The sequence below is a fragment of the Ruegeria sp. CDSA077 genome (assembly GCF_059612265.1).
The window spans coordinates 1-15,863 of record NZ_JBXWQG010000020.1; the positions used below are offsets into that span (position 1 = coordinate 1).

At 55.6% G+C, this 15,863-nt stretch carries 16 protein-coding genes; 6 read left to right on the forward strand and 10 right to left on the reverse strand.

The window, feature by feature from the left end:
• Positions 1 to 264 precede the first annotated feature (264 nt).
• From AC2FLE_RS20520 to AC2FLE_RS20565, 10 genes are all read right to left on the reverse strand, one after another.
• Positions 265 to 1,098: an endonuclease/exonuclease/phosphatase family protein gene (locus AC2FLE_RS20520; RefSeq protein WP_496699390.1), complete on the reverse strand. Its 834-nt coding sequence runs from the start codon at positions 1,096 to 1,098 to the stop codon at positions 265 to 267.
• Between the two features lie 290 nt (positions 1,099 to 1,388).
• Positions 1,389 to 1,688 carry a GNAT family protein gene (locus tag AC2FLE_RS20525; RefSeq protein WP_496699392.1) on the reverse strand — a complete coding sequence of 100 codons (300 nt, stop codon included), beginning with the start codon at positions 1,686 to 1,688 and terminating at the stop codon, positions 1,389 to 1,391.
• A 71-nt stretch (positions 1,689 to 1,759) separates the two neighbouring features.
• On the reverse strand, positions 1,760 to 2,254 hold the full coding sequence (locus AC2FLE_RS20530; protein WP_496699394.1) for a GNAT family N-acetyltransferase: 495 nt from the start codon (positions 2,252 to 2,254) through the stop codon (positions 1,760 to 1,762).
• Complete coding sequence (locus AC2FLE_RS20535; RefSeq protein ID WP_496699396.1) at positions 2,251 to 3,129, reverse strand: DMT family transporter; 879 nt, start codon at positions 3,127 to 3,129, stop codon at positions 2,251 to 2,253. The genes AC2FLE_RS20530 and AC2FLE_RS20535 overlap by 4 nt, the downstream gene beginning before the upstream one ends.
• A gap of 54 nt (positions 3,130 to 3,183) precedes the next feature.
• Positions 3,184 to 3,354 (reverse strand): hypothetical protein, encoded by a 171-nt coding sequence (locus AC2FLE_RS20540; protein WP_496699397.1) that lies wholly within the window; start codon positions 3,352 to 3,354, stop codon positions 3,184 to 3,186.
• A 27-nt stretch (positions 3,355 to 3,381) separates the two neighbouring features.
• The gene (locus tag AC2FLE_RS20545) at positions 3,382 to 3,750 is read right to left on the reverse strand and encodes a putative sulfate exporter family transporter (RefSeq protein ID WP_496699399.1); all 369 of its coding nucleotides are present in this window, start codon (positions 3,748 to 3,750) and stop codon (positions 3,382 to 3,384) included.
• Between the two features lie 162 nt (positions 3,751 to 3,912).
• Positions 3,913 to 4,365: an OsmC family protein gene (locus AC2FLE_RS20550; RefSeq protein WP_496699400.1), complete on the reverse strand. Its 453-nt coding sequence runs from the start codon at positions 4,363 to 4,365 to the stop codon at positions 3,913 to 3,915.
• Between the two features lie 53 nt (positions 4,366 to 4,418).
• Positions 4,419 to 5,219, reverse strand: coding sequence for an enoyl-CoA hydratase (locus AC2FLE_RS20555; protein ID WP_496699401.1), 801 nt, complete (start codon positions 5,217 to 5,219; stop codon positions 4,419 to 4,421).
• 5 nt (positions 5,220 to 5,224) lie between these two features.
• Positions 5,225 to 6,391: an acyl-CoA dehydrogenase family protein gene (locus tag AC2FLE_RS20560; RefSeq protein WP_496699403.1), complete on the reverse strand. Its 1,167-nt coding sequence runs from the start codon at positions 6,389 to 6,391 to the stop codon at positions 5,225 to 5,227.
• Between the two features lie 137 nt (positions 6,392 to 6,528).
• Positions 6,529 to 7,467: a LysR substrate-binding domain-containing protein gene (locus AC2FLE_RS20565; RefSeq protein ID WP_496699405.1), complete on the reverse strand. Its 939-nt coding sequence runs from the start codon at positions 7,465 to 7,467 to the stop codon at positions 6,529 to 6,531.
• A gap of 227 nt (positions 7,468 to 7,694) precedes the next feature.
• On the opposite strand from AC2FLE_RS20565, the gene AC2FLE_RS20570 reads away from it, so the two are divergent.
• The 6 genes from AC2FLE_RS20570 to AC2FLE_RS20595 are packed head-to-tail and all read left to right on the forward strand — an operon-like array spanning position 7,695 to position 15,856.
• A complete protein-coding gene (locus tag AC2FLE_RS20570) occupies positions 7,695 to 9,431 on the forward strand; it encodes a thiamine pyrophosphate-binding protein (RefSeq protein WP_496699407.1) in 1,737 nt (578 codons plus the stop codon).
• Positions 9,431 to 9,784, forward strand: a complete 354-nt coding sequence (locus AC2FLE_RS20575) for a hydroxyisourate hydrolase (protein ID WP_496699408.1) — start codon at positions 9,431 to 9,433, stop codon at positions 9,782 to 9,784. Before AC2FLE_RS20570 ends, AC2FLE_RS20575 begins: the two co-directional genes overlap by 1 nt.
• A 31-nt stretch (positions 9,785 to 9,815) precedes the next feature.
• Entirely contained in the window at positions 9,816 to 11,021 is a 1,206-nt protein-coding gene (gene bktB / locus AC2FLE_RS20580) for a beta-ketothiolase BktB (protein WP_496699410.1), read from the forward strand.
• A 2-nt stretch (positions 11,022 to 11,023) separates the two neighbouring features.
• Positions 11,024 to 12,115 (forward strand): 3-hydroxyacyl-CoA dehydrogenase family protein, encoded by a 1,092-nt coding sequence (locus AC2FLE_RS20585; protein WP_496699412.1) that lies wholly within the window; start codon positions 11,024 to 11,026, stop codon positions 12,113 to 12,115.
• 18 nt (positions 12,116 to 12,133) lie between these two features.
• The gene (locus tag AC2FLE_RS20590) at positions 12,134 to 14,425 is read left to right on the forward strand and encodes a molybdopterin-dependent oxidoreductase (protein WP_496699414.1); all 2,292 of its coding nucleotides are present in this window, start codon (positions 12,134 to 12,136) and stop codon (positions 14,423 to 14,425) included.
• A 9-nt stretch (positions 14,426 to 14,434) separates the two neighbouring features.
• Positions 14,435 to 15,856: an FAD-binding oxidoreductase gene (locus AC2FLE_RS20595; protein WP_496699416.1), complete on the forward strand. Its 1,422-nt coding sequence runs from the start codon at positions 14,435 to 14,437 to the stop codon at positions 15,854 to 15,856.
• Positions 15,857 to 15,863 lie beyond the last annotated feature (7 nt).

The window sequence follows — 15,863 nt, forward strand, 5'->3', positions numbered from 1 at the left end:
TTCGAAAATTATTCGACCAGTAAAAACCTCAGATAATGCATGCTCGTCAACTAGACCCCAGAGTTTGCGACACATCCGTTTTGAGAGACAACCATTGAGCGGACTCTGCCGACATTCGATTTTCGCGCTTTGCTGACGCAGCATTAGTTCGCGGTCGCGACACATTCTTTGTTGCGGCGCAGCGCGTGTCGTCAATCCAGCCATTCATAGGCGTTTTTCTTGGCGGGCTGTGGCAGGTTCACCAACGATACCTTAATGGCTTGTCTAAACGTTAAGTATCAGCGGGCAATGATCAGATACCTCTGGATCATGGACCACATCAAACCCTTTGACTGCTTCCGGTTCGCTGACCAGCATGTAGTCAGCAAACCGACCGGGCTTTTTATACTGCGAATTGCGTGTGCTGGTGAACCCGCGTCCTGTTACGAGTTCGTTCAATCCTGCATCCCCCAATATCCGTAGCGTTTCGCTATCCGGTTTGACATTGAAGTCACCGCAAATGACCACCAAATCCTCTGGTTCGGAAACCTGCCGTGACATACTCAGGAGCCGTTGTGCTTGTTCGTTACGCTCTGGCGTGTCCATTTTTCCGTTTAGATCGCGCAGGCCGTGCATGTGCGTTATGCTGACGGGTCGATCAGCCTCGTAGTCATAAATTCGGACACCATGGGCGCTGCGTGATCTGGGATGGTGGCCGTACCCAACGGGCGAATAACACTTGTGAACAAAGCCCTGAACCTGACCAATAATCGGAACCGATTTATGAATAAAGGTAGCAAGGCCCCATTGAGACGGAATGGATTGATCATCATCCCAAAGGACGCCCTGTGCTGCCGGACAAAAGACCGCCGTGTGGTCAGGCAAAGCTCTGGAGACATCTCGGAAAAAATTGGCCCGCTGGGGCAGAATGTGATCGCCATCGCGGTACGTTAACCAGTCTTTATCAGATGCAGGGCTGTGCACGACCTCTTGCAGGCAAAGGACGTCTGGAGCGGTTGTTTCGATGTATGGCAACAGCTGCTCATGCAGCTTTCCACCCCACCCGTTTAAACACATTATTTCCAAGCGCTTTCCCCCAGCATCCATCACGAAGTTCACGATTGCAACATTTCAGAGGGTTCGCAATGGCGATATCAATTGCTCGATTGGCACGTTATCTCCAGATACTTCTTGGCAGCTTCTGGGACGATCTAGCGAATGGGTCCCGGCTCCTACAAAGCGGTCACTGCAACACTCAGTGTTTCCCAAAAAGCCAACACAAGCATTCTCCAGCGCCGGGGCCAGCATGCTATGTTTTGGTGTATGTCGCATCGTTGGTGTTCCAGCTTTCTTGCGTAAGGCAATAGCATCGCCACCGGGCCGAAGCCCCTGCGAGATCAATATCTGCCTCATGCGTGAACACAGCGCCAAGGCGCATTGGTGTCTGTGTAGTAGACCGTGCAGCCAATAATGCGTCTCTCTCTATCGCGAATAGTGAGTGCTGCGTTGGTGTTGAGCAACATATCAAAGTAGGGCGTAAACACCCGCTCTTCATGCCTATCGCGTACAGGATGCCCTTGCCAGATCAAGGGGTCACTGGCCGCTTGCGTCAGCTCTTGTCGATCCCCTTCAATGAGAGGTTCCAAGGTCAGACCACCTTCGCTCAGCAAAGGTTGTGGATTGAAATCATCTGAGAATGAAAATGCCATTTCAGTGCGCCTCATTTGCTAGGAATGATTTCGATTGGCTATGTCTCGACTTGGTAGACCTCTATGCACAGTCAGCGAAGTGCTTTCGACAGACGATGCTCTTTCCCAATGCGTCCTGAATACATCGGTCCGCTGTCAGTCATACCATACCCCCGATAGATAGCGAGAGCCGCAACGTTGTCCGCATCGACGGCCAGAACCAATTGCGTCGCCTCAGGCCAGCTGCGCGCTGTAGCCTCAACCGCAAGACGGAATGCCGCGCGCCCATACCCTTTGCCCTGCCAGTTTTTGTCAATTTTGAAACCATGTAGCGACACAGCGTCGCCAGGCACCCAATCTGCTGTTGCGGGGGCGTGCTTGAGAACAACAATGCCCATTGGTTCGCCCTTATCCAGAAAGCAGAACCCCTGCACTGCTCCATCAGCATTCGAAAGGATGGTCTCCAGACTGTCCGGAAAGGTTCCACCAAATTCGACCTGCTCTTGTGTCACACGAAGGGCGCGCAGCTTTGCAAGCCGGGCCTCATCCAATTCAGCGCAGTTTATTATTTCGAGTGCTTGGGTCATTTCCTGTGGCCCTTTGTGTCTTTAGTTGCTGATCGTCGAAGAAGAACCAATCCAGAGATTATGATCAGGGCCGCACCTGCAATCGTTGTCAGTGTTGGTATCTCGGAGAAAATCATGAACCCGATAATCGCGCTCCCGACCAGTTCCAGGTAAACGAGAGGCGACAAGGTGGAAGCGTCGGCCAACCGGAAGGCCAGAATTGTCATCAGATGCCCAATAGCAGAGATCACGCCAAGACCGGCAAACAACCAAAGGAGATCCAGTTGCGGTATCTCAAAAGTGAAAGCTGCCTGTGGGCTCAGCAAGACGGTGCCAATGACACACTGAAATGCCAGTGTTTTTATAGGGTCACTGTTTTGAGACGCCTGCCGTGTCGCAATCAGATAGAGAGCAAAGAATAGGCCTGCGCCGAAGGCCATGATGAGGCCAATCTCGACATCCCCAGAAGGTTGCAAAACGACAAGCGAACCGACAAATCCAAGCACAAGACTAAGGCTCTTGCGCCAGCTCATTTCCTCTTTCAGGAACAGAACCGACAGTGCAACAGCCACAACGGGGCCGACAAAATACGCGCTGACTGCAAGCGATATGGGGATCCGGGCGATGGCAAGAAAGTACAGCGTCATGGCAGTCACGAGGAATGCGGTGCGGACAAGATGCGCGGACCGCTGTGTGTCCGGGAACATTTGCATCCCGTGTGTCCGGTAGGCCAGTGGGATGACGATGAGACACGCAACAGCATATCGCGCCCACCCGATGAACAGGGGCGAGTATTGGGTGCTGAGGTATTTCGCGATCCCATCCACCATGGGGACACCGAGCATTGCGATGGCCATCAAGATGACGCCGCGCACTTCTGAAGATCTGGAGGTCATGATCGCTCCCAAGGTGCACTTCGGTCCCAAATAGCTGAACAAGTAGAGTAAGATTCAGTCATGAAAAGTGACACTTGCCTGTCGTTTACGGTCGACGTCAAGGCTCAGGACATCTGGCCTGGCGTAGTGGCCTGCCTGATCAAGGTTTTGTCTTTCTTCCCGCACATGAGCCGCATCAATTTGCGCAACGATAACGACTTCTTCGTTCAGAACCGGGTCGATCATGCATGTTCCGTCGGGGGCCACAATGGTTTAACCTCCGTTGGCAAGCACATCTGATCCGTTTTCCTTGATAAGCTCCAGATCCGGCGTGTCATCAGGAAAATCCTGAAACCCCATCAGCAATTCGACGCTGATGCGCGCACCCAAAAGCGCCACGCCCAACGGCAGGATCGTGTGGCTGGCAAAGGCGACCCCATCTGCGCAGGCGCTGTTTGTTTCCTCGACCAGAAAATGAAGGGCAATCCCGAGCAGCAACGCCATCAGCATCGCAGGCGCCCCATAATGCTCCGCCAAAAACCGGGCGGCGACCGCCACGATAATCGAGACCAGAACCCCATGGCCCATTGTGCGAAAAGATGCACCAAGCTGGGTCGCCATGCTGCCTAGATTAAGTACCATATCAGATATCCAAGGAAAAAAGTGCCCCTGTCGGACCTAAAAGATGTCGGACAGGAGCACAGGTAGGCAAAGTATCAGGCTTTGCCGGGGAAGAGGGTTTTTCAGACCTGCAAATTGGGCATTAGCCGCGGTTGCTGGCGGCCCAATTCGCACCTGAACAGGTCAGACAACCGGGTTGATCGTCATTTTTGCCGAAACCGAATTTGCAACAAAACAATAGCGATGCGCACGTTCATGCATTTGTTCGATCTTGTCCGACGCGATGGCAAAGCCCGTATCAAACGAAATGCGCGGTGACAGTTTCAATTCGGTAACGGCCATCATGCCCTTGTCTGTCTTGCCCAGAAACGCCTCGGCGCGGTCGGCATATGTGGCCACGGGCCAGCCAGCCTTAGCCGAAAGCGCAAGAAACGTCATCATGTGGCAACTGGACAGGGATGCGGCCAGCGCCTGTTCGGGGTTCGTGGCCGTTGCATCGCCGCCCCAATCCGGGGCCGCATCGCAGGGCAGCGTATAAAACGAGTTATACGTGATGTCATGGGCATTATCGATCTTGCCAGGAGCAAGATCAGGGGTGTTGCGGGACCAGTTCAAATCAATCGAAAGTTCGGACATTGGGGTATCCTCTTGGGTTAATTGTGGAAAGTCAGGCGTTCACAGCCCAAAGATCAAAGAGGTTGCCACGCGGGGGGGCGTTTTTCGATAAACGCCTGGATCCCCTCTTTGGCATCCTCAATCATCATGTTTTCGACCATGACATTGGTGGCATACTCATAGGCATCACCCAGTGGCATTTCAGCCTGTGCATAGAACGCCTCTTTGCCGATGCGCAGGGTTCGGCCGGATTTGCCCGCGATCACAACGGCAAGTGCCTGCGCGTCTTCCAGCACTCGATCTGCGGGAACAATGTCGCTGATCAATCCCCAGCTTTGAGCCGTCTGCGCATCCGTCATCTGCCCCGTGAGCAACATCTTCATTGCCTGCTTGCGCCCGACATTGCGCGACAACGCAACCATGGGGGTTGAACAGAAAAGACCGATATTCACCCCCGGCGTAGCAAACTGTGTGCCCTCGGCCGCGATGGCCAGATCGCAGCTCGCCACCAGCTGACACCCAGCGGCCGTAGCAATGCCATGCACCGCGGCAATGACCGGCTTGGGACAGCTGACAATGGCCTGCATCGTGGCCGAGCACATCTCCATCGTTTTGCGATAGAACGCCTTGCCGCCATCTGGATCACTTCGCGCAGCTGCCATCTCTTTCAGGTCATGACCCGCACAAAATGACGGGCCATTGGCGGCCAGAACGATGACTTTGACGTCGCGCCGGGTGCTGCAATCAGCAATCGCGCCCCCAAGTGCCTGCAACATATCTATGGACAGGCTATTACGCGCTTCGGGGCGATTTAGCGTAAGCGTTGCGATGTTGCCAGCGACCACAACGTGCAAAATTGCATCTGTATCCTGCATGTTCATCAGTCCTTTAACAGGCCGCGCGCGACCACCAGTTTCATGATTTCCGTGGTGCCCGCGTAGATCCGTTCGATCCGATTGTCGCGGTACATGCGCTCTAGCGGATATTCCGCCATCAACCCGTACCCGCCAAAAAGCTGCAGACACTGGTCGATGATCTTGGCCTGCAGCTCTGTCAGCCAGTATTTTGCCATCGAGACCTTTTCGGTGGTCAGGCGTCGCTCGAGATGTTCGGCGATGCAGTGATCGAGGAACACCTTGGCGATGGTGAACTCGGACGCGCATTCCGCCAGCACAAACTGCGTGTTCTGAAAATCCGAGATTTTTTTGCCAAAGGCTTTGCGTTCGTTGACGTAATCCAGTGTCAGGCGCAGCGCACGTTCCATCCGCGCCACGGCATAAACGCCGATCAGCAACCGCTCCTGCGGCAGTTGCTCCATCATCTGGGCAAAACCTTTGCCCTCTTCAGGACCGATCAACGCTGAGGCAGGCACCCGCATGTCATCAAAGAACAACTCGGAGGTGTCGTTGGATTTCATCCCCAGTTTGTCGAGGTTGCGACCCCGACGAAAACCCTCAACCTGATCGGCTTCCACAGCAAACAACGAGATGCCGCGGCCACCTGCGGTTGGGTCGGTCTTTGCGGCAATGACAATCAGGTTGGCCAGTTGCCCGTTGGTGATAAAGGTCTTGGATCCTGATATCGAATAGTGATTACCGTCCTTGCGGGCCACGGTTTTGATGTTTTGCAAATCCGACCCAGCGCCCGGTTCCGTCATTGCAATGGCACCGATTAATTCGCCGGACACCATACGCGGCAACATCGATCTCTTTTGCTCGTCCGAGCCGTAGTGGATGATATAAGGGATCACGATCGAGTTGTGCAGACCGCCGCCCCAGCCGTCAATTCCGGCCAGATTTCCCTGATAGGCTATCACCGCGTCATGGGCAAAGCTACCACCTGGACCGCCAAACTCTTCGGGCACTTCCGCCCCTAACAGTCCCATTTCACCGGCTTTTTCCCATAGAGAGCGTGGGAACGAGCTTTGCTGTTCCCACTCTTGATAATGGGGTTCGCATTCCTGTTTATAGAATTGCGCGCAGGCGTCAGACAACATCTGCAGTTCGTCATCCATCCAACCGGATGTTGGTACCTGAAGGTTCGCCATGTCTGTCCGCCAATCTGCTGGTCGACCAAAGGGCCGTCATAAAAGTTGGTTGGACCCTAAGTAGAAGCGAACGGGCGGACTAATTTTTTGTGGCGATCAAGGTGATCTGATTTCGTTATTACATCAGGAAGAACACGTCACATTCTCTTCGGCGCTATGACCTCACCCTTCCAGTTCCCTTTGCGCACTTCAGATATCAAAACGTCACGTACTACATCATAAACCGCCTGCGACACCCGCGTCAGAGGTCTGATCTTGGGCACCACCAACGACACGTTACGCGAAAGCCTGGGCTCAACAATGCGTCGGGCATCCACCTCACCCATCGCAAGAATGTCGGCCATCGAGGGCCAGTTCAGGACGGCCGCACCAACGCCTGCTGCAACCATGCTCCGAATGGTGAGCAGTGATTGTTGTTCATAGCGCACCTTGAGCTGCTTGCCCGTTTCCTGCATCGCGTCCTCTAGAGTGCGTCGCACATGAACCCGTCTGTTGGGCATCACAAGATCAATGTCAGCCAGTTCGACCAGAGGCAAATCAGAATTGTCTGGCTCTCCGTTTTGCCTTTTGGAAAACAGAAACAACTCCTCGCGGACAATAGGATGAAAGACGACATCCTGCAGCCGACCAACGTTAGGTAGCACACCGAAATCCGCTTTACCCGATTCCAGTAACTGTCCGGCCTCAAACCCCAAACCATCCATGAGCGAGATGTTGATGTCAGGGTAAAGCCGCTCAACCGTTTGTATGATCGGTGCGGCCAACATGCCCGCCATCCCCAAGGGCAATGCGATCATGATATCACCGGACAATTTACCAGCAACGCTGTTCGCATCGTTCTTGGCCTGCTCCACGTGTTCAAGTATTGATTTCGCGTGACCAAAAAACCGCCGGCCAGCTTCTGTAACCTGTGTCCCTCTTGGCCCTCTAATCAGCAGTTCGGCCCCGACCTCGGCCTCAAGGTCAACAATTTGACGACTCAAGGCAGGTTGAGCGATAAACAATTCACGCGAAGCCGCAATAAATCCCCCGCTTTCAACGATCGAGCAGAAATATCGTAACTGGATGAGTTTCATTGAGAGCTCCGTATCGTTCCGAGAAAGTAGCAGCGCACCCAACCAAAGTGAAATTACAAAGTACTTTGCATGCACTACCCGTCATAACAAACCGCTATTACGACTATCACTCAATAGGATTTGTGCAAACGCCTTTTCCTCCGCAAAGTTCCTCAAATTCGGGTCAGTTCGGACAAGTTGTCTTACGGCGGGCCCACAATGAATTCAAAGTTTTGCCGGAGGTTCAGATGAACATGGAATCCAAACGTATGATGCGAGGCGGCGCCCTGTTGGCGCGCGCATTCAAAGAAAAAGGGATCGACCATGCCTTTACGCTGGCGGGTGGTTTTTGCAATCCCGCGCTTGAGGGCTTCATGGAATGTCAGATGCCAGTTATCAACACGCCGCACGAGCAGGTAGCCGGTCATCTGGCTGATGGTCATGCCCGCGTCACCCGAAAACCAACCCTTTGTCTGGTTGGCCCTGAAGGGTTTGCCAATGCTGTTCCAGCGATGCTTGAAGCATGGGGTGAACGCAGCCCTGTGATCTTTGTAACGGGTTCCTCGACACTCAAACGTCAGGGGTCTGGCGGTTTCAAGGAGATCGACGATGTGGCCATCGCCGCACCTCTGACCAAGTATTCACAACAGATCGTCGACGGCAACCGGATCAGCGAATTTGTTGACCGCGCATGGAAGGCCGCTACCACCGGCTATCCCGGCCCGGTTCACCTAGCGCTGCCGGTCGACATCATGTTCTCATCCTTCCCCGAAGATGCCGGCCTTGACGAACGTCCCTTTGACCGCACCGCACAACCTGTGCCGCGCGCATGGCCCGACCCCACAGCGCTGTCGTCGGTGCTGGAAACCATTAAAAACGCCGAACGCCCGCTGATCATCGGTGGTCACGGTGTGTGGTGGTCCAAGACCGAAGGCAAACTGGAAGCGGCGGCAAACAAACTGCGCATTCCGGTATACAATGTGCCCTATCACACCAAGAACCTAGGCGAAAATTCCGAGTGCTACATGGGCCTTGCGGATTTCCACCAATATCACCCTTCAAAGCCTGCAATCCACGAAGCGGATGTTGTGGTAATGGTGGGCTGCCGCCTGGACAACCAGATGAACTTTGGCAATCCGCCCTTCATTCAGCCCGGAACCAAGCTGATTTGCGTGAACGGCAGCCACGAAGAACTGGATTACAACCACGGTGCCGACATGCCGCTGCTGTCTGATCCTGGCGCTTTCCTGGATGCGCTGGCCGGTCTCGACAAGACATGGGATGACTGGTTCGATCAGCAGGTACAGCGCCGTATCGACTGGGTGAACGAATGGAGCGATCACATCGCGGCCGAAACCGCCACCGATCTGGCCGAAGGGCGCAAGATGCACCCGCTACAGCTGGGCGTAGATGTTCAGGCCGAAATGAAAGACGGTGACTGGCTGGTCTTTGATGGCGGCAACACCCACTTCTGGAACGAAATTGCTACCAACATCGCCGCCAAGCGCGGACTGAAGCTGGGCGGCATCATGCATCCTGGCAACTACAGCCTGCTGGGTGTGGGCGTATCCTTTGGTCTGTCGGCCAAGAATGTGCATCCCGACAAAACCGTGGTTGTTGTATCGGGTGACGGTGCCTTCTTGTCCGGCGGCCTGTCGATCGAGGCCTGTTTCCAGGAAAACCTGCCCATCGTTGTGGTGATCGACAACAACAACGGTCTGGACTGCATCAGCCAGCAGCAGGAAAAGCTGTTCGCCAATGGTCAGCATTATGCCACGGATTTCCGCGACATCCCGTTCCATTCGATGTTCGAAGGCCTTGGCGGACATGGCGAGCTGGTCACCAAACGCGCAGAACTGTCCGGCGCGATCCAGCGGGCAGTTGCCAGCGGCAAGACCGCCTGCGTCAACGTCAAATGTCGCGGCGTGATCAGCCCGATTGTGGCCGCCACCGCCGACAAACGCGATAAGGCGTCGATCGAATAATGGCAGTTCTGTCCTCTCATATGCTTAACGGCACCGATGGCACCCACGCGGGTGGCATCGGGATCACGCTCAGCAAACTGACCGACGCGGGCCCCGCGTTGGTCTTTGCCTCAGAGACTGATGTGGGCGGCCGTCTGCGTCAGGACATTCCGGCGGAACAGATCGACACCACCGCCACCTACGAACTTGTGATGGAAACGGCGGCCTATTGGGCGGCACAGCCCGGCTTCGCACCGACCGCTGGTCATATCCGCCAGATCGTGCTGCGCTTTGAGATGCCCGATGCACGCGGCAGCTATCACATGCCGGTGATTTTTGGACCCAACACTTACTCGACTTGGCTGTCGCGCTGATATCCCCTTCGACCAGCCTTTGGACACAAATATGACGCAAAAACCCTCTCCCATGAATATCGCCATCCTGTCGGGTGTGCGCACGGCCATTGGCAGCTTTGGCGGATCGCTTGCGGGCATCCCGCCTTGTGATCTTGCAACTCAGGTCGCCCAAGAGGCCATCACCCGTGCAGGGGTTGCGCCAGAGCAGGTTGAACAAACTGTCTTTGGAAACGTCATCCACACCGAACCCCGCGACATGTATATCAGCCGCGTGGCTGCCATCGGCGCTGGCGTGCCGGACATCTCTCCGGCGCTGACCCTGAACCGATTGTGCGGCAGCGGTCTGCAGGCAGTGGTCTCGGCCGCTGAACAGATCACGCTGGGCAATGCTCAGGTGGCCCTGGCAGGTGGCGCGGAAAGCATGAGCCGTGTGGGCCATTCGCTGAATGCCGCCCGGTTCGGCGCCAAAATGGGTGACGTAAAAGCCATCGACATGATGACCGGCGCGCTGACAGATCCGTTTGGCAACGGGCACATGGGCGTCACGGCGGAAAACATCGCAGATCGCATGGATATTGACCGCAACACACAAGATGCGCTGGCGGTTGAAAGTCACCGCCGTGCGGCTTTGGCCATTGCCAACGGGCGTTTCAAGGAACAGATTCTGCCGGTTGCACTGAAATCGCGCAACGGCGTGGTCACCTTTGACACCGATGAACATGTGCGCGCCGATGTGACCGCCGCTGACATGACAAAATTGCGCCCCGCATTCCGCAAAGACGGCAGCGTGACAGCCGGCAACGCCTCGGGCATCAATGATGGTGCCGCGGCGTTGATCCTTTCATCTCAAGAGGCGGCCGCAGCCGCCCCCAATGCGCCACTTGCGATCATTCGCGCGGCCTCGGTGGGCGGCGTCGCCCCCGAAGTCATGGGGCTCGGGCCCATCCCAGCCACCAACAAAGCGCTGGAAATCGCGGGGCTGACCATCGCGGATCTTTCGGTGATCGAAAGCAACGAAGCCTTTGCCGCACAAGCCTGTGGCGTGGCACAAGAGCTGGGGTTCCCGGCGGAAATCACCAACCCCAATGGCGGTGCCATCGCGCTGGGTCACCCTGTGGGCGCATCCGGTGCCGTCATCCTGATCAAACTGATCTATGAATTGCGTCGCATTGGCGGGCGGTACGGGCTTGCCACCATGTGCATCGGTGGCGGTCAGGGCATCGCGGTGATTATCGAAAACCCAGAGGCAGCATGATCATGGATACACAAAAAATCGGCGTACTGGGCGCGGGCACCATGGGGGCGGGCATTGCCATCACCGCCGCCATGGGTGGCTTTGATGTAACTCTGTCTGACAGTTCCGACGAGGCGCTAACCCGAGCCGCTGCCAATCTGGCCAAATACGTCGCACGTCAAGTAGCCAAGGGCCGCCTGGCCGAAGATGAGGTGGCCACCATCACGAACCGCCTGACCCTGTCACGCGATCTGGCGAGTCTCGCAGCGTCAGACCTTGTGATTGAAGCGGTTTTCGAGGATTTGGCTGTCAAGCGCGAGGTGTTTGGTGCACTTGAAGCGATTGTGTCACAGACCTGCATTCTGGCCACAAACACCAGTGCGCTCAAGGTTAGCGACATCGCCCAAGCGCTTGTCCACAAGGATCGGTTTTGTGGCTTGCACTACTTTAGTCCGGCCGAGATTAATCCTGTGGTCGAAGTCATTCGTGGCGCTCAGACGGCAGATATCGCAATTGATGTTGTGCTGCCCTTTTTGGCGCAATGTCGCAAGATCGCCATTCAGTGCATGGACCAGAGCGGCTTTGCTCTGAACAGGTTCTTCTGCCCCTACACCAACGAAGCGGTACGTTGTCTCGAGGCTGGTTTGGGCACCCACGCTCAGATCGACGCAGTGGCGAAAGATGTACTTGGCGTGGCGATCGGCCCGTTTGCAGTGATGAACATTGTGAAACCCAACATCAACCTGTCCGCCGTACAAAATCTGGCACATTTGGGTGATTTCTATGTTGCCGCGCCACAGTTTGTGCGGGTGGGTGAGACAAAAGCCCTGTGGGAGATCGACGCCGAAGCATTAGAGCAGGATCCAGCGCAAGCGGCGGCCATCTCTGACCGGCTACGCGGCGCGATTTTCTATGCGGTGCTTGATGAACTAAATGAAGGCGTCGCCTCGGCTGATGACATCGACACTGGGGCTGAGAAGGCGTTTACCTTTGCCAATGGTCCTACAAAAATGATGCGGCAATTGGGAAGCGAAGATGTCGGTCGTTTGCTTGATCTGGTCGCATCCGGCGAAACAAGCCGCCTGAAGGAAACACTGAACCACCTTAACGGGTGATCACATCTGGGGTCCGCTATGTCCTATCAACACTTGCCTCTGACCAGCACGCATTGGGGGACCTATCGGGTCCAAGTTGAGGACGGGCAGGTCACAGCCTTGCTGCCATTCGAAAAAGACCCTGATCCATCGCAAATAGGTCAGGGTATCGTGTCGGCGATGCAGGATGATAAACGCATCTTGCATCCGATGGTGCGCGAAAGCTGGCTGACAGAAGGCCCCGGCACCCGCCCGGACTTGCGCGGCAAAGAGCCCTTTGTCCGGGTGAGCTGGGAGCAGGCTGAAAAACTGGTCGCGGCTGAACTGGATCGGGTCCGTACAACTTTTGGCAATCAAGCGATCTACGGAGGGTCTTATGGCTGGGCATCGGCGGGCCGCTTCCATCATGCGCAAAGCCAGATACACAGGTTTCTGAATTGCATTGGGGGGTACACGAAATCGGTAGGCACGTATAGTTTTGCCGCCGCCGAGGTCGCGGTCCCCCATATTCTTGGCGACTACAAGAAATTCGTCAACTCGACCACCAGCTGGGACTCCGTCGCCGAACATGCCGAACTGCTGGTTGCCTTTGGCGGCGTCCCTCTGAAGAACGGGCAGATCGACAACGGCGGTGTGGGTCGCCACGTCCAGAAGGCCGGTCTGTTGGAAGCGGCTCGCGCCGGAGTCGAGATCGTCAATATCGGACCGGATCGCAGCGCAATTCCGGTTGAGGCCAACCCGCATTGGCTTGCGATCCACCCCTGTACAGATACGGCACTGCTCTTGGCCATCGGACATGAGCTGTTGCGTTGTGATACGGTCGATCATCGGTTCCTGGACCGATACACCACCGGCGCAGATCAGGTCTTTTGCTATTTGCGAGGTGACAGCGATGGGATTGCGAAAACGCCGGACTGGGCGGCCGGGATTTGCGGCATTCCTGCCGACGATATTCGTGCCTTGGCTCAAAAAATGGCTCAAAAACGCACAATGATTTCCGTCAGTTGGTCACTGACTCGTCAGAAGTTTGGAGAACAGCCCTATTGGGCCGCAATCACCGTGGCCGCGATGTTGGGACAGATAGGCCAGCCAGGAACCGGCTTTGCCTTTGGCTATAGCGCCAGCAACGGGATTGGCGCACGGTATCAGCGCCTGCCCTATGCGTCGCTGCCACAAGGTGAAAACCCGATCAAAGAGTTCATTCCGGTCGCGCGCGTCGCAGATATGCTATTGCACCCAAATGAAGCCTACCGCTTCAACGGGGAAACAAGACATTATCCTGAGACCAAGCTGGTGTACTGGGCGGGCGGCAATCCGTTCCACCATCATCAGGATCTGAACAGGCTGGTGCGCGCTTGGCAAATGCCTGATACGATCATCACGCATGACTGGTGTTGGACCGCTACTGCGGCCCATTCTGACATCGTTCTGCCCTGCACCAACCATCTGGAACGCACCGATCTCGCGCTTTCGCCGCGCGACCCATATGTGGTTGCCATGGAGCAAGCGGTCCCCCCGGCTGGTGAAGCCCGCAACGACTATGATATTCTGTCGGGCATTGCGGGCCAAATGGGGGTTCGTCAAAGCTTTACCGAAGGACGCACAGCCGAGGATTGGCAACGCTGGATTTATCAAAGCTCTCAGCAGCGCTTGTCAGAGGTCGGGATATCTTTGCCTGGACTCGAAACCCTGCAATCGCAAGGTTGGGTTAAGGTGGAGATGCCCGACCGCCCTACCATCATGCTTGAGGATTTTGTCGCCGATCCTGAGGCGCATCCGCTTGCGACACCTTCCGGAAGGATCGAATTGTTTTCAAAAGTCGTCGCCGGGTTTGGAGAAGCAGATTGTCCGGGTTTTGCCTGCTGGCAAGCCCCAGAGGAATGGCTGGGCAATCGGCGTGATGACAGCTGGCTGCATTTGGTTTGCGTGCAACCTCAGAACAAACTCCATTCTCAGCTGGACCAAGGAAAACACTCTCAACAGGACAAGGCCAACGGGCTGGAACCAGTGCACATCGCACCTGTGGATGCGACACGGCTTGGATTGATCGACGGGATGCAAGTCGAACTGTGTAACGCCCGTGGCGCGTTGTTGGCCAGTGTGGTCGTCAATCCTGATATGCGCCATGGCGTATTGCGCATCAATACAGGGGCTTGGTTTGACCCAGACGAGAACGGCCGTTGCCGCGGCGGGAATCCAAATGTACTGACCCCCGATGTTGGAACTTCGGCCCTTGGTCAAGGCCCATCGGCCCATTCCTGTCTGGTTCAAATTCGACCCTTTCCGGGGTTAGAAAATGACTTCATGGCGGATCAGCGCTCCAACCAATAGGATGACCGAATGACCAATCTGAACCAGTCTCTGGAGAAACTGTGCAACATTGTCGGCCCCAAAGGTTGGATGGCCGCACAAGATGCGGATCGGTATTTCGATGATCCACGCGGTGTCTATCATGGACGCGCCGAGCTGATATTGCGTCCCGATTCAACGCAGGAAGTGTCGGAAATTTTGCAGGTCTGTAATGCCGAAGCAATTGGTGTGGTGCCCTTTGGCGGCGGCACTGGCGGATCAGCGGGCCACATCAACACCTCGGATCGCCCAGTGGTTGTCTTGTCACTGGAGCGCATGAATAATATCCGCAGCGTCGATCCGGCAGATGACGCCATCGTCGCCGAAGCGGGGGTCGTCCTGGCAGATGTTCAGGCGGCGGCAGACAATGTCGGGCGACGGTTTGGACTGTCACTCGCTTCGGAAGGCAGCTGCACCATCGGAGGCAATCTTGCCAGCAACGCAGGTGGCATCCAGGTGCTGCGATATGGCAATGCCCGTGATATGTGCCTGGGCATCGAAGCGGTCATGCCGGATGGCGCAATTCTGAACGTGCTGCACCCTTTGCGCAAAAACAACACGGGCTATGATCTGCGCCAACTTTTGGTCGGATCAGAAGGCACGCTGGGCATTATTACCGCAGCCTGTCTGAAACTATCACCCAAGCCCGCCGAAAGTGTCACGGTATTGGGTGCCGTGGCGTCCCCCGAGACCGCGTTGACGATGCTTCATCAGATCCGCGACGCCTTGGGTGAGGTAGTGACCGGGCTGGAACTGATGTCACACCTTGGCCTCTCTTTGGCATTGAAACATTTCCCTCAATCTCGTGCGCCTTTTTCAGAGGCCCATGAATGGTATGCTCTGGTTCAGGTTGAGGGTCCCATAGGGACCCGCACCGCACTTGAAGAGGTGTTGGGTGAAGTCTTTGAAGATGGGGGGTTAGCGGACGCCATTCTTGCAGAATCCCAGGCGCAGGCCGATGCACTATGGGAGTTGCGTGAACTGGCCTTTGAATACAATAAGATGGAAGGCGCGATTGTCAGCTCCGATACTTCGGTGCCTTTAAGCAAAATCCCTGCGTTTGTCGACGGATGCTGTGCAGGTATCGCAAAGTTGAATGATGGCCTGCGGGTTAACTGCTATGGTCATATTGGCGACGGCAACATCCATGTGAATGTTTTTCCACCCGAAGGCATTAGCCGGGAAACATTCCGCGCTGAAAACGACGCTGCCATTCAGGCAGTACGCCGGTTGATTAATGATGTCACTCATGCTTGCGGTGGGGCGATCAGTGCCGAGCATGGTATTGGGCGGTCTCGGATAGCGGATCTGCATCGCTATGGTGATCCGACAAAACTGGCCTTGCTGCACCAAATTAAAACCGCGATTGATCCCAAAAACATATTGAATCCTGGCGCACTCTTTTCTGAATGACGTCCTC